A 24,539-nucleotide genomic window follows, 5' to 3' on the forward strand; every position below is an offset into this window, starting at 1 on the left:
TGATTTATGTTTGTATTATACGAGTCAACTAGGAAATACATCATTTTATATTGTTAACCTCAGTGAAATATTTTTAAGCATAGTAGACATAGAAGAATACTCTTCTTAAAATTGTAATGTGTAAATGCGAATATATGTACTCATGTGATTTTCTCATACCGCGTAGTATGTAAAATTTTAATCCAATAACCTATAGATAGGACACATATCCAAACTGGAATTAACCACACAGAAAGGACCATATTTGGTTGTATAGATAACTGTATGACAATCCAAACCATAAATAATAAACAAAGCCAGTTTCTAAATGGATAAAATAATGTACGAAAGAAGTATTGCTCTTTTATATATATATGGTTGATTGTCCGTCGAAATTTTATGTGCACTAAAGTAATCATTGTCCAATTCAGTACTAGAGCAGAAACTGTGAGAGCCATAAACAAGATAAAAGTTTTGTTGGGTAAATAATAATTCAACAACAAACACAATGTAGTAGCTACAGCAGAAAATAGGATGGATCTTGTCGGTACACCGTGACGATTCAGTCTCCACAGGAAACTAGGAGCGTTTCCTTGTTGTGCTAAGCTAAATAGCATACGGCTATTACAATACACGCAACTATTGTATACCGATAAAGCCGCAGCTAGAACTATCATATTAAAAATGGTCGCTACAGCTTGATCATCTAACTGATGAAAGATCACAACAAATGGACTGATAGAACTTGTCACTTGTGACCAAGGTCGTAGAGCAAGCAGAATAGTTAAAGAACAAATGTAAAAAAATAAGATACAGTATATCAATTGATTTGTAGCTCTCGGGATATTAATATTTGGTTGAGCAGCTTCGGCTGCAGTCATTCCAATAAGCTCTAGCCCTCCAAATGAAAACATAATGATTGGCATCATGATAAATAATCCATTATAACCATGCGGTAAAAATCCACCATATTGCCATAAATTGCTTATAGTAGCATGTGAGCCGGCGTAATTACTAAGCAACATAAAAAACCCAAATAAGATCATACCTAAGACTGATATGATTTTAATCATACATAACCAAAACTCTATTTCACCAAAAACTCTTACGTGCATGAGGTTAACGATATTAATGAAAATAAGGAATAGAGCAGCAGACATCCATGTTGGTATACTTGGGTACCAAAACTGAATATACTGACCTATAGCGGTAAGTTCAGTCATTGCAACTAGAATGTATAGCACCCAATAGTTCCACCCGGATACAAAACCAGCAAAATTACCGTAATATTTATAAGCAAAATAACTCAAAGTACCTGCTACTGGTTCAGCTACCGCCATCTCACAGATTTGTCGCGTAATGAAAGAAGCAATGCATCCAACTATTGCATAACCTAATATAATACCAGGACCAGAAGATTGAATTACCTGCGCACTACCTAAAAACAGTCCAGTGCCAATTGTACCACCTAAGGACATGAGATGAATGTGACGACTTTTTAATCCACGTTGTAGTGATATTTGCTTTTCGTGCATTAATACTTTTTCCTAAGACAAGGACTTGGTTAAACCTTGATAAGCTACACTAGTGATTTTATATGTAATGCACCCTAACCTATGCACTCAATTGAAATATGAGTGCATAGGTTTTGTAACAAATTATATGATAGTGAAATATGATATACTTTCATTCTATTAGGGTTTCAGCTAGTCTCATAGACTTCTTATATCATACTATGATTGTGACACAAGGATGTAATTTATTTAGTTTTCATACAGAAACTCTACTTAGCCCCTTTGATATCCGCGTGAATAAATATGTGAATATTCATTCATTTACGCATTGTTTTTTTTCAGATGCTAAAATAAGAGATATTTACACCGGATTATCTCAGATGGTCTATAAATATATATTTTTTATTAAGTTGATAGATCTATGCATATTACACAATATAGCAATGTTATATACCATAAACGTTTATAAAATCATAGTATACATCTGTAGTATGTATATAAACTACAGTTTTGTCCTGTTATATATAGCAGTAAATATTGATTGAATCATTTGAATAAAATATAATACTATTGTTAATAGTATTATATTTTCATCTTATGAAAGCATAAAATAAATTAATTTTAATAAAAACATTTCTATTATGAATGTATATATTTAAAGCTTAAAAGCTTTAATATATCAGAAATTTTATGAAACATAATACAATATTTTATTTTAAGTTCTACATATAAAAGTACTAATGTAAAAAGATATAATAATACCTTTATATTCTTTTATTGTACGGCATCAGTTTTATGCTTTATAAAACTGATATGTTACAACCTGTATGTGATGGGTAATATAATATTTTATATATTATATTCATGTTAAATATTCTATGTGATATTAACTTAAACAGTATTTAGTCAGTAGTAATAACTTAGTATTACTATCTCAAGTATTTTATTTTGAAGAAGTTCTCTTAGCATAGAAAATATATTTCTGACATAGTGTACCAAGATGGTTAAGCGACATATGAGTTATTATAGTTTATATAATTAAATCATTAATTATAAGAGAATATTAAAACACGTTAAAATAATAATGATTTTTGTTGTAAATTCACTCATAAAGAACTACGTTCCTTACCGCTTTATGTTACTTTTAATTATATTCGCAATCTGAATTGTGATAAGATTTAATTATTATTTAATATATATCAATAGTCATATGATATTGCAAACACACAAAATGATGTAAATGTAAAAATTTTGATTAATATAACTCCACCATGATATATAACAATAATCATTCAATACTTAAAATACAAGTATGCTACGTTTGCATATTAACATGTAATTGACAACTAACCGATAGCATCTAGAATATTGCACTAACATATGCTATTAAATAATAGATCATATAATGATCTATTATTATGTCATTAGACAATATTTTTTATTTGATATGTTATATATTACAACATACATTGGTATATAAAGTATATATTTTATATTGCAAAGTGTTTATTTCACATATATTGACATTCAATATCATATTTTTATGATATATATCAACGCATAATAAAATTTTTATAGAATTGATTATTATATATAATATATATGAGTTTCTCATATATATGAATATATAAATATATTTTGTGAACAATACGTACTTTTTAATCGTAAATTAATATTTAATATTTATTATCTAATCGATATGATTGAATTAATGATACATTTTTATACTTTAATATTATATAATATATAGGATATATAAAATTGTACTTTATATAATATCTATATAAATATAAAAAATATTTTTATGTATAGGGATACGTTCTATGAATTTCCATCATAATTATTTATCTCATGCCTTCATGTACTTTCTAGAGTCAACTAATAGCCGTAATAGTAATAGTTATTTGGTTACAGATACAAACTCATTATAAAATAAGGATGCGAGTACTGGTATTATCTTAGCGTCTCTTAACCGTAGCGTATAATTTTAAAACAAGAAATTGAATGCAAAATATCATTTATAGTATTAATTTCTATCATAAAATTATATAATACCGTTTAAATGCAAAACTGATCGCTTAGCATGCAACCTGATCTTAGTGCGCGTAATCACTGATAATGTTCTTTATGCGTTAATAATTTAAAATACCGGCAATAATGGTGTTGCAAACATTACAAGTTTCTCTTTCTAAATTATGTTTTAAATACTTCTATGTATCTATTAATATTGCATCTAATAATGCCTTATTATCCGCTCCAGATGCAATGTGAATCTTAGTCCACCCGAGATCGAGAGCCAACATATTTAAACGTTCACTAACAACAACCAGACGACATTTTAACAGCCATTCTTCTCTATCAGTAACTGAAAATAATAAGTAAAGTTGTTTTAACATCTCACCACTAGTCACAACAAGTGTATGAATACCTTCTGTACGCCAACGCAGTCCCTCTTTGTCACCATGATAGTGTTTTTGACAACGCTGATAACATTCAATTATCTCTACTTTAGCGCCATAGCGTAGTAGGGTATCTTCTAGTAAACTTCGCCCGCCGTTACCACGTAAAATTAGCGCATGTTTGCCTTCTATAGCTTGTAATGGTAATAAGCGAATTAACACTTCACTAGTTTCTTTCTCTTTTGGCCACAAAGCTGCACGCCCACTGGTATTCTCAAATGCTAGTGCAGTACTGCGTCCAATGGCATAATAATGTAATTTTGTAGGCCATGACATGTTGATGCGTGCAAAAATCATTTTGGAATAATGGATTACATTTTGAGAAAGGATAAAGACTAAATCTTCAGATTCTAGAGTGTGCAAGCGTCTTGGAAGGATATGTAACTGAGTGCCCGAAGTAAATTCTATCAGTGGAAAAGCCCAAGCTACTCTTCCTTGATGGCGGAGAGCCGTCACTAACTCATCGGAAAACGGAGAGGGACGGGTGACTAAAATACTCATTAGTATATAGTAGTGGCATAGATTGTATTAAGAATGACACGAGCGCCATTTCCTAAAAGATATTCGGCTAAACATATACCTATTTTTTCAGCATCTTCTCGAAGTCCCCGGCACTCGCCACGTACTATCTGACTACCATCTAATGAACCAACCAACCCACGCAACCAGAGATTACTGCCTTCTAAAATCGCATAGCTACCTATAGGTACATGACAACCACCTGCTAATCTAGCATTCATAGATCTTTCTGCCCTAATTTGATCGTTTGTATCATTATGCTGCAAGATAGATAGTAAGTCTATAGTATTCCAATCGTCAAGGCGACCTTCAATACCAATCGCTCCTTGACCAACGGCAGGTAGTGATTCTTCTACTGGTATGATTTGACTGATTCGATGGGTTAGGTTTAATCTTTCCAATCCCGCTACAGATAAAATAATGGCATCATAGTGATCTGAATCTAATTTACTTAGACGGGTTCCAATATTGCCGCGCAGTATATTTACTAATACGTCTGGACGACGAGCATATAGTTGACACTGACGTCGCAGACTCGATGTGCCAACAATCGCATCGCGCGGCAGCATGTCGATTAATTGATATTTATTTGATAAGAATGCATCACGAGGATCTTCGCGCTTACAGATGGTCACCAATCCTAATCCTTTCGGAAAATTTATTGGAATATCCTTGACAGAATGAACAGCTATATCAGCAGCCCCGGTGAGTATCACCTGTTCTAGTTCTTTAACGAATATTCCCTTTCCACCAAGAGTAGTTAATGCAGAATCGAGGATCATATCTCCACGAGTCATTATGGGTATTAGTTCCACATGCAAGTTAGGATAGTATGCTAGTAATCTTTGTCGCACAAACTGTGCTTGCCATATAGCCAGTGGACTTTTTCTAGTAACAATTTTTATGATTTTATACGACATTTTTATACCACTTTAGCAAAAGAATATCACGACATTGTTTTTGATGCGAAAAGATTATACACATACTAAAGGGATAGGTTTATTTTCAATAAATCTGAAAAAAATTTATAAGAAAAGCAGTCAGATATGAAAAGACTCATTCATAATGCATGAGATTACTTTGTTATAGTTTATTAAAATATGAAAAATATTCCTGTAAATATTTCTCTGTCTTGATAAAATTCATAGAATCATTATTGGCTCTACAATGATGGAAGTCATATGTTCAATGAACAATAATGCAAGATCAGATAAGTATTATGCCTTCGCGTGTTGTCGTAGAGTGACATATATGTAGGGTAAACATTATCGATTTTTTTCAATTACATGATACTTGCAAAAATATTAAGACCATTAATCTGCTATTTTAAATTATACCCTATCTTAAGAACGATATACTTTTTAAGTAATAATATCGAAGACACTTGTAATCCACAAAGTATCACACTTTTTGAATTTAAAATTATAGTATAATAATATAATACATCGTATAATTGTATACATTTTACTCATATTATATATTATATATCTCAGTTTTATAAAAAAATATTATACACATGAATTTCACAACATATAAATATAGATAGTTTTAATGTATATAAAAGTATTAATATATGTATGTGATATATACTATATATATGCAGAGGGTTCAGAAATATTTTATTTATTCTAAATATCATTTTATCTTTGCATAGAAATGCAAAATTATCTGTATAATACTCTCTAATACATTGTTATTTTAAATTATTTACGTATTGATGTATATAACTATAAAATATGACTAAATATATCTAGTATTAAACGTACAACTTTAGTTTTTTATAAAAATTTTCTGCTTATTTATAAATATTTAACTTTACCATCCTACGATATATGCTAATAAATATATTGTTATTATATTTTTATGATATTTATGGAAATTTTATAATAGTTAATATCGTATAATTTATTTATGTATAAATATTTATTTATATCTACAATACAGATGTATAATTTGTTCGTACAGCACCGTAAATATAAATTGCAAGAAGAATATTATTAATTAAATAAATATATTTATAAATAATAATTAATGAAAAATACAAATCTCAATAATTTTTACTATAGTTATAGTAATCTATGCAAACCTACTATCGTAAATTAATAATATTTACTACATCTATAAACTCATACTAACAATATAGTAAAATTATAGGATGTATAAAAATAACAATTAGAAATCACATGATAGGATAGCGTGAAACAAGCATATTCTACTATATAACAGATATATTTACTATGTCATGAATTTATCAATTAATAATTATATGTAAAATGAAAATATATACCAATGATAGAGATATACTAACAAACATAATAGATGGTTATTTAAAATACTATTTTATATATTATAAATAATAGTCACACTATACATAATGATTTATAAACCTTTGTTTTATTTATTACATATGAATGTTTATTATTAACAAATAAAAGATAAATATGTTTCACCTTAGTTTTATAATCCATTAGAGGTTGTTGTTGATATACAAAATTTACTCATATTAAAAATTGCTATAGAAAAGGTGACGTATAGCGTGTTTTCTACGATGAAAGCAGTAGATAAATAATATTTTTTATTATCAGGTATATACGGTATACAGGTTCATAATAAATATTATTTTATTCTTATTGCTTTTGTAATATACAGGAAGCACTATCCTTCGTATAGATCATTTAAGTTTTCTTTAATTTAGAAAAAAATTATTTTTAATAAATAGATTTTTCTGTTAATATTATTTTTATTTATATCTTCATATTAAAGATTCTATATTTATAGATTCTATGAAAATTTTATATTATATAATACACACATATCTAACTATACACAAACAATCAAATACTTCATTTTTATTAAACAAGGATGAATGGTTATTTTATATAATATAATTTATGATCAGTATGTTACAATATGTTAATGCAAATTGCGCATAATGTTACAGAGAATCTACGTGGTACTGGTACCATAATAAGTTTATTTTTACAAAACTATTCACATATAGTAGTATATATACAGATTATTCTTATGTAAGAGCTATTTCATTTCAACAATGAAAAATTATTTATATTAAAATAGTCACTAATTACAAATTATTATGTCTTATGTATAAGAAGCAATTCCAATTACGAGGATGATCAACATCTATATTCTTTATAGAATATAATGAGAGGATAACACTTTCGATGGTAGAGATGCTATATCTATGCTACTTACTGACTAGATCAAATATTGTTGTAACTTAGTATATCTACGATTCTATAATATGTAATGTATATTATAGTTATATAAAATCTCCAATATTCCTTAGAATATCTTTCTATTCATGTTGTAACTAAATATAATGTATATGAAATGCTGAATATCGGTAGCAAATAAAAGTTACTGTACAGTCTACATATATATAACTTTTTCATGCTCTGTTAATTGTAAGAGGTAATGATCATACTAAAATATAGAGATAATGGACGAGACATAGTACATACGATAATAATTAAAATTATTCTTACATTAGTATGTATCATGCTTATAACTAGTGATATTGGATGCGGTTTAAAAGGTCCTTTATATTTTTCTCAACATAAAAGCAATTTACTTTCGCATACACCGCACAGACATCTTTTTCATTGATATTTTCATGCTCTGAAAGGAACTGTAGCATATAAAAGTGTATAGTATAATTTATATAATATCTTTATCGTTACGCGTTTTCTGGAGAAAACATGCACTTTTCAAAAATGCACGGTCTTGGTAATGATTTTATGATCATAGATGGTATCACTCAAGATGTCTCTCTCTCTCTAACTTTAATTCGCCAGTTAGCTGATCGTCATCGTGGCGTGGGTTTCGATCAATTGTTACTTGTAGAACCACCCTATGATCCTGATCTTGATTTTCATTATCGCATCTTTAATGCTGATGGCAGAGAAGTGACACAATGCGGTAATGGGGCTCGTTGTTTGGCGCGCTTTGTTCGCCTCAATAACCTGACAAATAAAAATGATATTTATGTGAGCACACAAACGGGTTATATTGTTTTACATATTATATCAGAGAACATGGTATGCGTAAATATGGGAAAACCTCTTTTTATACCAGACAGGGTACGATTTCAAACTATCATCCAGGATACTTTGTACGTGATGGGTGTTACCGGACATACCATCATTTGCGGTATCGTTTCAATAGGCAATCCACATTGTGTATTACAAGTTTCTGATGTTAGTAGAGCGGAAGTTAAAAAAATTGGATCGGCAATAGAAAAACATGAACGCTTCCCTGAAGGAGTGAATGTTGGTTTTATGGAAGTACTGCATTGCAAACATATTCGTTTACGTGTCTTTGAACGGGGCGTGGGTGAAACTTTAGCATGCGGTAGTGGTGCGTGTGCAGCAGTTGCTATTGGTATTCAGAAGCAAATTCTCGCAGATCGAGTACAAGTGGATTTATCTGGAGGTTCATTGGATATTTCCTGGCAAGGAGAGGGGCATCCTATGTATATGACAGGACCAGCTACTCATATTTATAGAGGGTCTATCTATATTTAAAGGAAGCACGCTAGCTATGTAAAATAATGTGATCACTATGTTTCTAGTGATATTCTATGCGGAATTCAATATAGCATATAAAATAACATGACACAGTAGTAAAAAATCCTAATCCAACAGACTACTCCTCTGGATTGATACTCGATGTTCATCGTAGACTAACATATGATGATTATCATTTAATGACTAGACAGTCTCAGTGTATAGCTACATAAAAATCACGTACTATATTACAAAATATTATTCCTTATGATCAAGAGTCATATAGTTATTTTGTAACTAAAAATGAGATTGATGATTTACAGAAATATATAGTATCCACTATATATACTAGGTATCCGCCGGTTCAAAAGTAATATTTTCTACCTGTACCTTCAGTTATAAGATGTGGTAATGTGCGATAAGTTATGACATGGTAAATTAAGTATTAAAATTAGTATAATCCTTTTTTTTAATTTAAAAATGGATGAAATTTCATCCTTTTAAACAAAAGATGATACACGTTAGCTAGTATAGATACCTCAAAGAGAAGAAACACTTTTCTGATAAATAGCAGTTCTCGTAGCTATATAGAATATATATCGGAGGTAATAATGACATTAAGAGATAATGATAGTTAATTTTTTTAAATTGACTAGACAATAGAATGTTTATATGAATATATATTAGTCTATATATTAGATTTTAAGTAAAATAGAACATATTATATTGAACATCAACATATTTGTAAAATTATATTTATAAAGCTCTGAAAATATGTTTATATATTTTGGCACAGATCAATATATGTGCCATGTGTCTGATGCATTATTACCAATGATCTATGAGTTAAATACCATCCCTATGTTTTACACCATGCTATTGCAAAATACATATCGAGTATTTTGTCACTTGTAATAGAAAAATAAATGATAGAAAATGTTTATTTATTATGGTAATTTATAGAAATAACAATATATCGATATTTTATTATAAAATATAAACATGAATTTATATAAAATATGGTTGTTAACTCTTTTTTATCAAAAAGTATTATTTTGTTGATAAATTTTAGTGATATTTTCTTTTTAAAATTTGGATATCTTCTATCAAAAAATTTAAAATAATAATATGTAGTTAATGATTTTTAAATAAAAAGAGACAGTATCTTTTTACATATGTTCCCTACATAGTATATACATCAATAATGAATGTTATATAAAGTGAGTAGGATACGTACATAGATGTCAGTCAGTATATGCGATGCCAGTATTGTAAATTACTCTGTATTGTATACAGAGATGTTAGTGATATTAAAAAAGTTTTTGAATTGCAAATATTTAGTTTTATTCAACCTAAGAAGATGGCTAATCTATGTAATATGTAAGAATATATGAGTAAAATAAAATGTTAATTTAAAAATAATATTTTATCTCTAACAATTATAATTTTTACTAACCAGTGATTGGATCATACATACATCCAGATTTTTCTGCATCAAAACAAAAAATATAATGATATTCATTCCATAAGATCATATATCTTTCTATCTTCTATAGAAGATAATATAAACTACTATATACAGACATAGCATCATTCATTTTATCATAAAACATTTATAGCATGTAACTCTTCAAACGCCTGCTCTAAACGAGTGATCATTGCAGACTGAGATGCACGTAACCAAGTACGGGGATCGTAAAATTTTTTATTTGGCTGATGATTTCCGGAAGGATTACCAAGCTGTTCTTGTAAGTATTCTGCATAATTTTTATAGTAGTTTAAAATACCAGACCAGCAAGCCCATTGAGTATCAGTATCGATATTCATTTTTACTACCCCAAATTCGACTGATGCCCTGATGTCAGAAAGAGAAGAACCGGAACCACCATGAAACACAAAATGTATTGGATTATGTTGTAAGTTATATTTTTTCTGCACTAATTCCTGAGAATGAAGCAATATCATTGGTTTTAATTTTACATTACCAGGTTTGTATACACCGTGTGTATTACCAAATGAAGCTGCAATAGTAAAATTTTTACTAATTTTTCTTAGTTGGGTATAAGCATACTCAACATCTTCTGGGCGAGTGTATAAGGCAGACTCATCGATACTATCATGCTTAATACCATCCTCTTCGCCACCAGTACATCCCAGTTCAATTTCTAAAGTCATATCAATTTTTGACATACGCTTTAAATATTGACTAGAGATTTGAATATTCTCTTCTAAAGTTTCTGCAGATAAATCAATCATATGAGACGAGAATAGGGGTTTTCCAGTATTAGAAAAATTCTCCTCACCTACCTCTAGTAATCCATTTATCCATGGAAGGATATTTTTTGCACAGTGATCTGTGTGTAATATAACAGGAACACCATAGTGTTTGGCCATAAGGTGTATATGGTTTGCGCCAGAGATGCTGCCCCATATAGTTGCAGCATGACTGTTATTTGATAACAAACCATGCCCAGCAATAAAGCGTGCGCCATGATAAGAAAACTGAATAATAACTGGTGCCCGCACTTTAGCGGCAGTCTCTAGTACAGCATTAATAGAAGATGTGCCTATGCAGTTAACAGCGGGTAATGCAAATTTATTCTGTATTGCGATGTTAAAAATGGTTTGTACATCTTTTCCGGTAATAACACCTGGTTGTATGTAATCTAAAATTTTAGACATTTTACTTCTCCGAATGTTTTACTGGTATATGGATTTTAGTTATACCTTGGAGATCCAATATATACCCTATCTACTAATATAAACATTGTGTACGATTTTTTAATACGGATAGCGCGGGTAAATCTTTATCAGATACGAAGGCAAGAAAGGCCCCGCCACCAGTTGAGATGTAGGAGATTTGATCTTTAATTCCATATAAATCAATTACCGCCAGTGTATCACCTCCACCTGCAATAGAAAATGCAGGGCTATTCGCAATAGTTTTTGCGAGTACCTTAGTACCTTCCCGACAATTCGGCCATTCAAATACACCCATGGGGCCGTTCCATAAAATAGTTTTAGCACTGTTTAATAGTTGAGCGTTGATCACAGACGTCTGATCTCCAACATCTAGAATGACTTCGTTATCCTGGATTTCAGATATTGTTTTTACAGTAGATGAAGTTTTTTCTGCAAACTCTTTTCCGACACGAGCATCTATAGGTATGGATATGGAGAATTTATCACATAATTTTTTTGCTAAATGAACGTAATCTGGTTCGTAAAGAGATTTGCCTACTTTATGATTAATGGCAATAAAAGTATTGGCAATGCCCCCCCCAACAATAACAGTATCTGCAATATTTGCTAATGAGTGGAGCACATGAAACTTCGTAGATATCTTAGAGCCACCGACTATCGCCACCATTGGGCGAGAGGGATTTTTTAAGGCTGTTTCTAAGGCTGTTATTTCATTTAATAACAGGGGACCCGCGCAAGCCGTCATTGCATACTGACTAACGCCGCATGTAGAGGATTGCACTCGATGTGCCGTTCCAAAAGCATCCATCACAAATATATCACATAATGCAGCATATTGCCGAGAAAGATGTCTATTATTTTGTTTTTCTCCTGTATTAAAACGAACATTTTCTAGAACAGTAAGTTGTCTAGTGATTGGATGGATGCCGTTAAGATATTCTGCATGCATAGTGACATGGTTCTTACCGAGTTGTTCTTTTAAATAGTTTACGACTGGCAATAAAGAGAAATCTTTATTGTATTCGCCTTCAATTGGGCGACCAAGATGAGAGGCCACTATTACTCTGGCGTCTTTCTCTAATGCTGCTTTAATTGTTGGAAGAGCTGCACAAATTCGTGCATCAGACGTCACTTTTCCTAATTTAATAGGTACGTTTAAGTCAGAACGAATCAACACGCGTTTATCTGAAATCTCTATATCTTGCATGTTTATAATAGACATTATACACCTCTTATATGCTAATCACATATCATAGATATTCACCAATGGGAAATAAAAAATTCTTATTTTCTGATAGAATTGATGTAATCACTCTTAATTATTAACACTATTCACGTATTTGTGAACAAATATTGTGTCAATATTTTATAATCGTTTATAGAATATTATCTATCACCTTATAACAATTTGTATAGCATGAGATATAACGTGCACTATCACTTTCAATATTATATTATATTTTTCATATTTTCATAAATAGATTCACCTATGTATCGCAAGGGTAATTTTTAAATTTTTATACTTATAAATATCATATAAATAAAGTCATTTGTATAATAAGCTTGATAAATAACATTACTGATATACATGAATAACGAAAATTATTACTATTATCTATATTAGATTAATGGATGATTTTTCTATATTGAAGATCACTTACCTGCATAAGTATCCATTTATGCATGTAATATTTTAAAAATTGGTAATTTTAGAATTAATCGTTGATGCACTGCTTGTTCTAATATCACTGTTTCGTATATATAATAGAGGGCATATGTGTATTTATTATAAAACTTAAGATGTAACAAGAAATAGAATTTAATATGTCATGGATACACAGCGCATCATAGATCCATATCTACATTTTAGTATCTATAAAGGATGACTATTTTTATCACTCATTATAAAATCAGTTCTGATGCTGTTATGACACTCATGAGTTTAATGTTACAATTACCCATACGGGATCAGCGGGTTAAGAAAAAGACATGTAGTGATTAAAAATCTATATTATTGATTTCCATGGAAGAATCTATGAGCAAATAGAGAGTATGCTATTATTTTAAATATGATTATTGTATAATTTTCCATAGGGGATTTTTATATAACAATATCATACCATGTATGGTATCGTTTTATTAAAGATATAGATGAAGAAATGGATGTCGGTACATATAAAGATTAAATCTCTCACAATATTATAGTTAAGATTCGTATGATGTTAATCATATCGAAGTAATTTTTTTGTTTGTTCGATGACGTACTCTAATGTAAAATTAAATTTTTTAAATAACTGTGCCGCTGGTCCTGATGCTCCAAATTGAGTCATAGCAATTACAGCGCCTTTTAGGCCGGTATATTTTAACCAATAATCTGATATACTAGCTTCAATGGCTATTCGATGGCTTATGATACTTGGTAGCACACATTCACGGTAATCTACATCCTGCTTGTCAAAAACATCCGTGGATGGCATAGAAACTACGCGTATTTTATAACCTTCTTGCGTCAGAAATTGAAAGGCAGCTACTGCTATTTGTATTTCAGACCCAGTAGATATTAAAATAGCTTGTGGTATGCCGATGCAATCGTGAAGAATATATGCACCACGAGCAATATTTTCTAACTGCGATTTTGTACGAGATTGTTGAGGTAATACTTGACGTGAAAGAATTAAAGCTGTGGGGCCATTATAATTTTCTATAGCATATTTCCATGCAATGGCACATTCTACCTGGTCGCAAGGACGCCAGGTACTAATATTTGGTGTTAGACGTAAGCTGGCTAACTGCTCAATGGGTTGGTGTGTAGGTCCATCTTCGCCTACTCCAATAGAATCATGAGTATATATCATAATGTGACGGATTTTCATTAAAGCTGCCATACGTACGGCATTACGTGCATATTCAGAAAAGATTAAAAATGTAGCAGTATAGGGTAGAAAACCACCGTGTAGAGAAATGCCATTAGCGATAGCGGTCATTCCAAATTCGCGCACACCAAAATGAATGTAGTTACCTGCTATATCTTTATTAATAGCTTTTGATCCAGACCAGGTCGTTAAATTGCTTGGTGTTAAATCAGCGGAACCACCGAGGTATTCTGGCAACATTTCTCCAAAAAATTCAATAATATTTTGAGATGCTTGACGACTAGCGATATTTAATGGATTATCCTGTAAATATGTAATAAAGTTTTTTGATGTTAGATCCCAGTTGTATGGTAATTGTTGAGTGACTCGTCTTATAAGTTCTTGCGCCAGTTTCGGAAAAGATTTTTTATAAGCCATGAATAGTGCATTCCATGTATTTTCTTTTTCCTGACCTATTTCTTTTGCATCCCAGTGCGCATAAAGCTCTTGTGGAATTTCAAATGCTGGATAAGGCCAACCTAATTTTATTCGAGTTAGGGCCACTTCTTGTTCTCCTAGAGGGGAACCATGAGCATAGTGAGTATCACTTTTATTTGGGGATCCAAAACCAATGACAGTGTGACAGATAAGAAGGGAAGGTTTTTGGTCTATTGTTTTGGCCTCTTGGATTGCTAGATGAATGCTATGCGCATCATGACCATCAACATTACATACTACATGCCAGCCATAAGACTCAAAACGTCGTGCTGTATCATCAGTAAACCAACCTGTAATCTTGCCGTCAATGGAAATACCATTGTTGTCATAGAAAGCAATTAACTTACCTAGTTGTAGCGTACCTGCTAAAGAGCAGGCTTCATGAGACACGCCTTCCATCATACAACCATCACCCATAAATACATAAGTGAAATGATCTATGATTTTATAACTCGGGCGATTAAACTGTGCCATTAGCGTACGTTCTGCGATAGCCATACCAACTGCATTTGCGATACCTTGACCTAGAGGCCCCGTGGTAGTTTCTATGCCGGTAGTATGACCATACTCGGGATGACCGGGAGTTTTAGAATTCAGCTGGCGAAATTTTGTGAGATCATTAATTGAAAGGTCATATCCTGTCAGATGGAGTACGCTATAGAGTAACATCGAAGCATGACCGTTAGATAACACAAAACGATCACGGTTTATCCAGAGTGGATTAGAGGGGTTATGGTTTAAAAAATCACGCCATAATACTTCTGCAATATCAGCCATACCCATAGGTGTGCCTGGATGACCAGATTGAGCTTTTTGTACTGCATCCATACTCAATACACGAATGGCATTTGCCATTTCTCTACGGGAATGTTTTTTTAACTTCAATTTACCTGTCGTATTCGCTATAATAAAATTATTTTTGTGCATCAGAAATCCAACTCATGTTTATCGAATGATAAAGAGTACTGTACATAAGAATAAGCATTGTGTATACCTGAAAAATGAAAACATCAGTTGCGGATTAAGGTGCAATCGAGTAGTGCATATAATTTTACCATGATTGCCCTTAGCTGTACATTGATTAAACACTGATGTACAAGAAGTTAACAGTATCAGTTTTTTATACATCCTACTGATATGTATTCAGTGAATTATATATAAAATATAGAGATGAGGCACAATATAAGTGATCAGTTGAAAGTGTTAATTCTTACATTCTAAGTTTTTAAAACTGACTTATCCTCATTAATATCGTTAAAAATTATTATTTTATAAATACTATAGAATCTAATAAACATAAATAAAATATAAAATATCTATGCATTCTATTTATAATAATAGTTATACTCATATATAAATTATAATTTATTTTTATAAAATTATATTTTAGATGTATTTAGCACGATTTGATAAAAATACCATTCAATATTTCATGGGATGTATTGATAATTTTATTTTATAATGGATCTTAGATATTGAGGAATAGACTTGAAATTCTATACTCTCTCTTACGAATCTTAATTTGTACATGATCCTTTAATCATACTCAAAACTACTAGAATATCATTTTTAATGATTTGAAATATAAATATACAAAGTCAATATTTAAGGGTATCACATAAAAAATACATCAGATAATTTTTATTAGAGGGAGGCACGCTCGAAATACTAATGATAAATTTAATATTTTATTTTATTCCAATGTTTTTAATATCAAAATATTTAAGAAATAATTATAAAATGATTAATGTTCTTATGAACTTGTACAAAGATGTACAATACACACTATACTTTACGTAAAATATTTATATTTTAGTATTAAAGACAGTGTATTATGGTGTATATCTTTTTTCTCCTATAAAGGAGACATTAAATAATTTTTATTATAATAGCGTAGTCATTGCTTCATGCGTATTAAGAATAATAAGCTTGTCTTATCAAAAATTCATAATAATATGACTGATATGTTTGTTCTGTTTGTGACGCTTACTTCGTGTTGGATATGCTATATGTTATATATAAAGACAGACAATATAATTTCTAAGAAATAATCAGATGTATTTATAGCATTTATTAACAATAATATATGTATTGATTTAAGGTCAGAAAGGTTTTTATGTCTTGTCGGCAATATTCATTAAAAATTTGGAATACTTTTGGTATTAACGCTTATGCTAATAATATTACTATAGCAGATAGTATAGATACTATTCTATCTTGTAGATGGAAGCAGAGCGTTAAAAAGAATGAACCTACTCTTCTTTTAGGCGAAGGAAGTAATGTTCTTTTTCTGCATGATTTTCATGGACACGTATTTATTAACCGTATCAAAGGCATCAGTGTGACTGAAGTAGCGGATGCATGGTTACTACACATAGGAGCTGGCGAAAGTTGGCATCAATTAGTAAGAAAAACGTTAATCCATGGTTTAGCGGGTCTAGAGAATTTAGCGCTCATTCCAGGTCGAGTAGGTTCAGCTCCTATTCAAAATATTGGTGCATATGGTGTAGATTTTGCGACAGTATGTGAGTATGTAGATATTATGTTTCTTACTGATTACTCGCAGAAACGTCTGTATGTTCATGAATGCTGTTTCGGATATCGTAAGAGCGTCTTTAAGAATACCTATAAAAATGGTTATGTGATTACTGCTGTAGGCCTACGACTAAAAAAGAATTGGCAACCTGTATTAAGTTATAGTCAGTTGCGACATCTAGATCCTAAAACAGTGACTCCCAGAGAGGTATATCAAACTGTATGTGCGATGCGTCGCAGTAAAATACCAGACCCAAAACATATAGGTAATGCTGGTAGCTTTTTTAAAAATCCATCAGTTACAATGTCCTTTGCTAATGATTTTTTAACACAACACCCTACTATACCTTATTTTTTGAAAAATAATGGTGAAATCATGTTATCTGCTGGAGGTTTAATTGATCATTGTGCACTAAAGGGATATAGGGTTGGGGGGGCGGCTGTATACGACAAGCAAGCTTTAGTGCTTATTAATACTGGAGGCGCTAGTGGGCAAGATATTATAAATTTAGCACGTTTCGTACGTAGACGTGTAGCTGAAGAATTTAATGTTTGGTTAGAGCCGGAAGTATGTTTTATTTCTTCTCAGGGTGAGATAGATCCTGTAGAGGTTATTGTATGATAGATTATACTATACCAATGAAACTGATTCAGCTGTTATCAGATGAGAAGGTGTGTTCACAATCCCATTTGACTCAGCAGATGCAGATAGGCCGGTTAGAGCTTGAAAAGCATATACGAACATTAAAAGGTTGGCAGATTAGAGTTATTAATGTCAAAAATTATGGATATCGATTAGAGTCTTCTATACATTTTTTAAATGAAGGCAAAATGAATGCAGAGTTACCGGGAGGGCGTGTTATAGTTCTTCCTGCCGTGGGTTCTACTAATCAATATCTTTTAGATAGCATAGCCATTCTAAAATCAGGTGATGTTTGTACAGCAGAATATCAACAGGCAGGACGCGGGAAACATGGCAGTCAATGGTTTTCACCGTTTGGGTCTAATTTATACTTATCAATGTACTGGTTTTTGGAAAAAGATCTTCAAGAAGCGACAATGTATTTAGGTGTTTTTATAAGCCATATTATTGCAAATATTCTTCAAGAACAAGGTGTATCAGATATTAAGGTGAAATGGCCGAATGATATCTATTTACGCGATCGTAAATTAGCAGGTATTTTAGTAGAAAAAAAGGGAAATAATAGAAATCAATCGGAGATTATTATTGGTGCAGGTGTTAATTTGTCCATGAAGGGATTATCAAGCAACACTTTAATTCAAAAAAATTGGATAGACCTTCAGGAAACTGGGGTTACTTTAGATAGAAATGATCTATTAGCGCTGATCATCACATCGATGCGAAAGGCGTTAATGCAATTCGAACAAAACGAGTCCATCACATTACTACAATATCTTAGACCATTAAAAAAAAAGTTCAACCCATGTTTTAAAATAGTACATACTTAAAAGATTGACAAAATATTAAGAGTTTTTAGTAATCAAAATTCGTAAGAGTAGTTAATAGGAGGGAGTTAATAGGAGTAAAGGCAGTCTAGTTCAACATTTATCTACTATCAGAGAATGGCCTTAAAAATAGAATTTATACGCATATATTAATGGATAACAACGCATAAGATATTTTTATTTCTTTAAAATGACTCTCTGTTCATATTTAGATTGCATTTATAGACAATCACATCACTCTCTTAACAATAGATCATAGAGACAATACTCACTTTTAGTAAGATCACTTAGTGATTAAAAGTATACGTTGTGGATGACTTATTATTATAATATATCTGTCGTAATATCGGGATACGATGTTTTTTATTACAAAATATAATCCACAAGGATGACCTAATGGGAGCATATCATAAGATATTGTTCTGTAAATTACGATATACACACACCTCTACTTTCTAAAATACTCATATTACCCATAAGAATTACTTACCTTCCGTAATATAGCCAGTTATTATGTTCAGAATTTATTTAAGGATTGCCAAATTTAGAGTGCAATATCTCTTGCAGACAACTGTCATCGTAGTACAGTATGCAATAAATATTATGTAGTTTATTCATATAATTATGGTGAATATCACAAAGAATACAGGTTTAATTTTTTAAAAAACTAGATAGTATCTATAAAATATATAAACACATAAATATTATATATACGTTGCTAACAAACATATCAATTGATCATTGTTTTCATAAAAATGCTTACCGTAAGAGAGTGGTGATAATATCATATACAACAGTATTAATAACCGTATAACATCAATGATATATAACGTACACCTAGCTTTTCCGAGAAAGAACATCAAAGAACTTTTCTCATCAGCAATAAGTGTATATTATATAGTCTATGATACACGCTCACTAAACACCCTTTGTAATATATAAGAATATGTCCCGGGAATGGACATCAACTAACTTCTGTAGTAATTTATATTGGACAAATTGTAGTCACAGTAAGTGTACCCCTAATACAATCTAGTATTAAACACAGAAAAATATGATGCGGTATGAATATTTATCTTATGGAACATTTATGACATATCTTTTTCATAAAGGAGCACAACCATGGCCAAAGAATGCCGTTGATAACGCTACTCCAGAGATGCTCTGGGTAAAATACTACACGCATTAAACAATATTCTGACCAAAAAACCATGACGTCCATGACGCATGATAAACCAATCACTAATATGGCTTGTTGCCATAACACACAATTTCTAAAAAAATAGCATTGATTCGCTACTAAGTATGCTATTATACTAAAAGATAAAGCATGTATTCCCAATGTAGATCCACAGATCATATCCGTTATTAAACCAATGCTAAACCCAGTAAAAATATTAATCCGAGATGGAAATGTTAATATCCAGTAAATCATTACTAGAAATAACCACGATGGACGGAATAATAATAGTTTTTCAGGAAAAGGAATAATTTGTATTATTATAGCAAATACGAAAGATAGCCAAATGATTGAGTACCGGTGACTATAGTAGCCATACACAATTTTCTCCTATTATACTAATTATTAGAATAATAATAATATTTAACTTCTTTGTCTCAAGAAAGAGTATTTAAATATGGTGCATAACGCTATAAGTGCGTATGTTAGTGATTATAGATTTGTTTTCACATCAGATGACTTGTAATGATGGATGATACATCACATAAAATAAACCGTCTTTATTTTTCTGGAGATCGAACATCATGCTTCTCTTTTTCAAGCAAAATAAGATATCGTAAATATTGTAAATTAGCTATTGGGTGTGCTCGAATCACCACATTAGAACTTGTTATGTCTTCGTGAATAGAAGAGACAATTGCCACAGGGTAACCCTCCGAAAATCTACCATCTAAACCAGAAGTAACTAAAATATCACCATCTTGAATATCAGTATGGTCTGGGATATATTGCAACTGTAGCTCTTCACTACAACCATTACCAGAGGCAATTGCTCGTATACCATTACGCATTACCTGTACAGGTAATGCGTGAGATAAATCACAAAGTAAAAGTACACGACTAGTTGTTTTACCAACTACTATTACTTGACCAATCACGCCTTTTGCACTAACAACGGGTTGTCCTTCGTACACGTTATTCATGCTACCTTTATCAATTATTACTTGATTACTGTAGGGATCAGAAGGAGCGGATATTACTTGAGTAAGAATTTTATGATCATATTGCCGAATCGGCGAACTCAGTAATGCCCTAAGGAAGGAATTTTCTTTTTTGATATGATCAAGTATTAATAGATCACTATGCTTTAAAAGAAGTTGATCGTGTAATTCTTTTATTTCTAAACTAAGTTTCTCACGAGAAGAGAACATTATAGATATCTGGTCAAGAAGCTTACAAGGACTGTTAGAGAGAAAATATAATGGACTAACGGCAGTATCCATATAAGCGCGGATGGTTGAAAAAGACTTAGAACTATGATCAGTGACAATGATCGTGATTGCCAGAATAATAGAGCATAATAATTGTAAGCGTAGAGACGACCGTTTATTAAATATTGACTGCATAAATTCAGCATCTCCTCTGGAATGGTTATCTTTAATATATGAAAATAATTACATATAATCACTCCTAGCTTTTTGACTATCGCATAAGATTATACATATAGTGGATAACGTATTAGTTAGTCATAAAGGTATAGAAGAAAAAGTATATGTACCGCACATTAAAGGCCAATTAATATAAGAAGATGATATAAATGTTTATAGTTAAAAGAGCATTTAGGTATATTATGCGTTATAATATCACTATTACAAAATCACTAATGCAAGATGGCGGGTTATTACGATATACCTACCCATTCCGACATCCATATAAACTAATTATCCTACTGAAAATGGTATTTATTAGGACTATACGTATTACTCTTCACTGAATAAATCACCACCATGCAGATCAATCATTTCTAAGGCTTTACCGCCACCGCGTGCTACACAAGTAAGTGGATCTTCAGCAATAATGACCGGTATTCCCGTTTCTGCTATTAACAAATGATCTAAATTACGTAAAAGAGCTCCTCCTCCAGTAAGGACTATGCCTCGTTCAGAGATATCTGATGCCAGTTCTGGTGGACATTGCTCTAAAGCCACCATAACTGCACTCACAATACCAGTTAGTGGTTCTTGGATAGCTTCTAAAATTTCTGGAGAATTTAAGGTAAAACCACGTGGTACTCCTTCAGCTAAATTACGTCCTCGTACTTCTATTTCACGTACTTCATCCTCTGGGTAGGCAGAGCCAATGCAATGTTTAATGCGCTCAGCAGTAGCTTCGCCAATTAAAGAACCATAGTTGCGTCTAACATAATTAATAATAGCTTCATCGAATCGATCACCACCAATACGCACGGAAGAGGAGTACACTACACCATTAAGTGAGATAACAGCTACTTCAGTAGTGCCTCCTCCAATGTCGATGACCATAGAACCAGTAGCCTCAGAAACTGGTAGTCCTGCACCAATAGCAGAAGACATAGGTTCCTCAATTAGGAATACTTCGCGCGCACCTGCACCTTGTGCGGATTCACGAATAGCACGGCGTTCTACCTGTGTAGCTCCTACCGGGACGCAGACAAGAACACGAGGGCTAGGACGCATAAAGCTGTTACTATGTACTTGTTTAATAAAATGCTGTAACATTTTTTCAGTGACAAAAAAATCAGCAATCACGCCATCTTTCATTGGGCGAATAGCAGCGATATTACTAGGAGTGCGTCCCAACATCTGCTTGGCATCATGGCCTACTGCTGCTACACTCTTGGGAGAACCGACACGATTTTGACGAATCGCAACCACTGAAGGTTCATTCAGTACGATACCTTGTCCTTTGACGTATATCAGGGTATTGGCGGTACCCAAGTCGATGGACAAATCATTAGAAAACATGCCGCGAAATTTTTTAAACATACGATAAGGATTATCCTTCAAACTAGAGGCGATATTTGCCTGTAGTATTTATACCAAGAGAGATTTTTGAATCACATTAGGGTCTATAATAGATTATAGTTTTTTGTGCAGCCATAGCATAACATAGGTACCGGTTGATTCAAAAATCTCTAGAATGATTTTTAAGTTATTACAATGCTGTAAAATAGCATTTCTAGCGATGTTATCTAATGGTAAGTGTAAATGGTTATGTTCACCCTTATTCTGATGCATATGAGACGGGTTTTTAAAAAAAGAGGTAGAAGTAAGATCCACCGTAATAGTTGTTACTATTAAATATAGACATGCCATTACTATGTTAAATATATTGAATAACAAGCAGTATACTGAATGCAATATACTGACCTCTTTGAGAATCAAACTGACTACATAATTGAATCGCTCCTCTTATCGTATCTTAATGACGATTAATACCAAATGGACTGACTTATGTACAAGATCTTTTGAAAATAATTATGTATAGATTATCTCATGTACTTGATATTAGCTATACCTTTAGAATGTGAAGAATCAAAATTTCACTATATTGACAATCATAAGACTACTGGGTATATACATCGCATTATGGAATGTGTTTTTACATGAAAAATTGCATAGTATTCATTCATCATGGGATATTTTTTCTGCAGAATGTACCCGTGTATCTTAATACTTTATAAGAAGTCTAATCCAATTCAATATACTATTTATATTTTATATTGAATAATACAATTCATATGAAAAGAAAAATCCTAAAAACTCAGAGATTCAATGTATAATATTATTTATGTAGTCTGTTGAAACTTTTGCGATTTCACGCGATCTGTGATGAAAATTTATACTACATATGTTCAGTTTGATAATCAATAACATAAGCTTGTGATGTCTAATTCTTATCTACTAATCATAGTGCCGTAAAAGCATACACAATAACATTGCATATAGTGAACACACTATGACATAATTATGTTACTGAGATAGTAAAGACATGCTTGTAGATATAAAACAATACAGAACACGATAATAACACCATTACTATCAGAAAACCTTATAGGACAAATAAAAAGGTAATGTTTAAATATTCGTGTAGATAGTAATCCACCAAGATTTGCTAAGCGTCCGTAGCTCAGTTGGTTAGAGCACCACCTCGACATGGTGGGGGTCAGTGGTTCAAATCCGCTCGGACGTACCAAGGTTATGATAGAGAGATATCGCACTTGTACTTGTAACTTTGTAATATCATAAATGAAATAGTCGAAGAATATTCTATGTACATAGAATAAAATACATATCGGATGATCACTGCCATAGATAATAAATATCTAATCATAATGGCTATCAGCTATGAGGTTACATCTGATAACTATTACTTTAATACTAATGATACTCATACCGCAAGATATATGGAGTATTATGGATTTGCAATATAGTATATCTGTATATATTATACAAGAATTATGAGAGTATTATGTCTTGTACAGAGTA

At 31.6% G+C, this 24,539-nt stretch carries 13 protein-coding genes and 1 tRNA gene; 4 read left to right on the plus strand and 10 right to left on the minus strand.

What is annotated here, in order from left to right; translation table 11 throughout:
• Window positions 1–140 precede the first annotated feature (140 nt).
• The 3 genes from ERCILAFE3058_RS01580 to hemC all read right to left on the minus strand — a co-directional run bounded on the left by ERCILAFE3058_RS01580 (window position 141) and on the right by hemC (window position 5,391).
• Window positions 141–1,514, minus strand: coding sequence for an amino acid permease (locus tag ERCILAFE3058_RS01580; protein WP_157989729.1), 1,374 nt, complete (start codon window positions 1,512–1,514; stop codon window positions 141–143).
• A gap of 2,189 nt (window positions 1,515–3,703) precedes the next feature.
• Window positions 3,704–4,453 carry a uroporphyrinogen-III synthase gene (hemD, locus tag ERCILAFE3058_RS01585; protein ID WP_157989730.1) on the minus strand — a complete coding sequence of 250 codons (750 nt, stop codon included), beginning with the start codon at window positions 4,451–4,453 and terminating at the stop codon, window positions 3,704–3,706.
• The gene (hemC, locus tag ERCILAFE3058_RS01590) at window positions 4,453–5,391 is read right to left on the minus strand and encodes a hydroxymethylbilane synthase (protein WP_157989731.1); all 939 of its coding nucleotides are present in this window, start codon (window positions 5,389–5,391) and stop codon (window positions 4,453–4,455) included. Before hemC ends, hemD begins: the two co-directional genes overlap by 1 nt.
• 2,799 nt (window positions 5,392–8,190) lie before the next feature.
• Here hemC and dapF point away from each other — a divergent pair.
• Window positions 8,191–9,015 carry a diaminopimelate epimerase gene (gene dapF, locus ERCILAFE3058_RS01595; RefSeq protein ID WP_157989732.1) on the plus strand — a complete coding sequence of 275 codons (825 nt, stop codon included), beginning with the start codon at window positions 8,191–8,193 and terminating at the stop codon, window positions 9,013–9,015.
• A gap of 1,584 nt (window positions 9,016–10,599) precedes the next feature.
• Here the strand turns inward: dapF and fbaA are convergent.
• The 3 genes from fbaA to tkt form a co-directional block, all read right to left on the minus strand.
• Window positions 10,600–11,679 (minus strand): class II fructose-bisphosphate aldolase, encoded by a 1,080-nt coding sequence (gene fbaA, locus ERCILAFE3058_RS01600; RefSeq protein ID WP_157989733.1) that lies wholly within the window; start codon window positions 11,677–11,679, stop codon window positions 10,600–10,602.
• 73 nt (window positions 11,680–11,752) lie between these two features.
• A complete protein-coding gene (locus tag ERCILAFE3058_RS01605; protein ID WP_157989734.1) occupies window positions 11,753–12,922 on the minus strand; it encodes a phosphoglycerate kinase in 1,170 nt (389 codons plus the stop codon).
• 1,000 nt (window positions 12,923–13,922) lie between these two features.
• Window positions 13,923–15,977 carry a transketolase gene (gene tkt, locus ERCILAFE3058_RS01610; RefSeq protein WP_157989735.1) on the minus strand — a complete coding sequence of 685 codons (2,055 nt, stop codon included), beginning with the start codon at window positions 15,975–15,977 and terminating at the stop codon, window positions 13,923–13,925.
• A 1,189-nt stretch (window positions 15,978–17,166) separates the two neighbouring features.
• Here tkt and murB point away from each other — a divergent pair.
• Window positions 17,167–18,207 (plus strand): UDP-N-acetylmuramate dehydrogenase, encoded by a 1,041-nt coding sequence (murB, locus tag ERCILAFE3058_RS01615; protein ID WP_157989736.1) that lies wholly within the window; start codon window positions 17,167–17,169, stop codon window positions 18,205–18,207.
• On the plus strand, window positions 18,204–19,055 hold the full coding sequence (locus ERCILAFE3058_RS01620; RefSeq protein ID WP_157989737.1) for a biotin--[acetyl-CoA-carboxylase] ligase: 852 nt from the start codon (window positions 18,204–18,206) through the stop codon (window positions 19,053–19,055). Before murB ends, ERCILAFE3058_RS01620 begins: the two co-directional genes overlap by 4 nt.
• 1,069 nt (window positions 19,056–20,124) lie before the next feature.
• Here the strand turns inward: ERCILAFE3058_RS01620 and mreD are convergent.
• The 4 genes from mreD to ERCILAFE3058_RS01640 all read right to left on the minus strand — a co-directional run bounded on the left by mreD (window position 20,125) and on the right by ERCILAFE3058_RS01640 (window position 23,366).
• Entirely contained in the window at window positions 20,125–20,613 is a 489-nt protein-coding gene (gene mreD, locus ERCILAFE3058_RS01625) for a rod shape-determining protein MreD (protein ID WP_157989738.1), read from the minus strand.
• Window positions 20,614–20,792: 179 nt separating this feature from the next.
• Window positions 20,793–21,638: a rod shape-determining protein MreC gene (mreC, locus tag ERCILAFE3058_RS01630; protein WP_157989739.1), complete on the minus strand. Its 846-nt coding sequence runs from the start codon at window positions 21,636–21,638 to the stop codon at window positions 20,793–20,795.
• A 354-nt stretch (window positions 21,639–21,992) separates the two neighbouring features.
• On the minus strand, window positions 21,993–23,036 hold the full coding sequence (gene mreB, locus ERCILAFE3058_RS01635; protein ID WP_157989740.1) for a rod shape-determining protein MreB: 1,044 nt from the start codon (window positions 23,034–23,036) through the stop codon (window positions 21,993–21,995).
• Window positions 23,037–23,129: 93 nt separating this feature from the next.
• Complete coding sequence (locus ERCILAFE3058_RS01640; protein ID WP_157989741.1) at window positions 23,130–23,366, minus strand: hypothetical protein; 237 nt, start codon at window positions 23,364–23,366, stop codon at window positions 23,130–23,132.
• 803 nt (window positions 23,367–24,169) lie between these two features.
• Between ERCILAFE3058_RS01640 and ERCILAFE3058_RS01645 the strand changes: the two genes are divergently transcribed.
• Window positions 24,170–24,246 (plus strand) — tRNA-Val (locus tag ERCILAFE3058_RS01645).
• Window positions 24,247–24,539 lie beyond the last annotated feature (293 nt).

Source organism: Candidatus Erwinia haradaeae, from assembly GCF_900698955.1.
Classification (GTDB): Bacteria; Pseudomonadota; Gammaproteobacteria; order Enterobacterales; family Enterobacteriaceae; genus Erwinia_E; species Erwinia_E haradaeae_G.

Coding starts and splice junctions, on each gene's coding strand:
- mreC (WP_157989739.1), bottom strand. CDS start 21,638: ATGCAGTCAATATTTAATAAACGGTCGTCTCTACGCTTACAATTATTA.
- ERCILAFE3058_RS01605 (WP_157989734.1), bottom strand. CDS start 12,922: ATGTCTATTATAAACATGCAAGATATAGAGATTTCAGATAAACGCGTG.
- tkt (WP_157989735.1), bottom strand. CDS start 15,977: ATGCACAAAAATAATTTTATTATAGCGAATACGACAGGTAAATTGAAG.
- dapF (WP_157989732.1), top strand. CDS start 8,191: ATGCACTTTTCAAAAATGCACGGTCTTGGTAATGATTTTATGATCATA.
- ERCILAFE3058_RS01640 (WP_157989741.1), bottom strand. CDS start 23,366: ATGGCATGTCTATATTTAATAGTAACAACTATTACGGTGGATCTTACT.
- ERCILAFE3058_RS01580 (WP_157989729.1), bottom strand. CDS start 1,514: ATGCACGAAAAGCAAATATCACTACAACGTGGATTAAAAAGTCGTCAC.
- hemD (WP_157989730.1), bottom strand. CDS start 4,453: ATGAGTATTTTAGTCACCCGTCCCTCTCCGTTTTCCGATGAGTTAGTG.
- fbaA (WP_157989733.1), bottom strand. CDS start 11,679: ATGTCTAAAATTTTAGATTACATACAACCAGGTGTTATTACCGGAAAA.
- hemC (WP_157989731.1), bottom strand. CDS start 5,391: ATGTCGTATAAAATCATAAAAATTGTTACTAGAAAAAGTCCACTGGCT.
- mreB (WP_157989740.1), bottom strand. CDS start 23,036: ATGTTTAAAAAATTTCGCGGCATGTTTTCTAATGATTTGTCCATCGAC.
- murB (WP_157989736.1), top strand. CDS start 17,167: ATGTCTTGTCGGCAATATTCATTAAAAATTTGGAATACTTTTGGTATT.
- ERCILAFE3058_RS01620 (WP_157989737.1), top strand. CDS start 18,204: ATGATAGATTATACTATACCAATGAAACTGATTCAGCTGTTATCAGAT.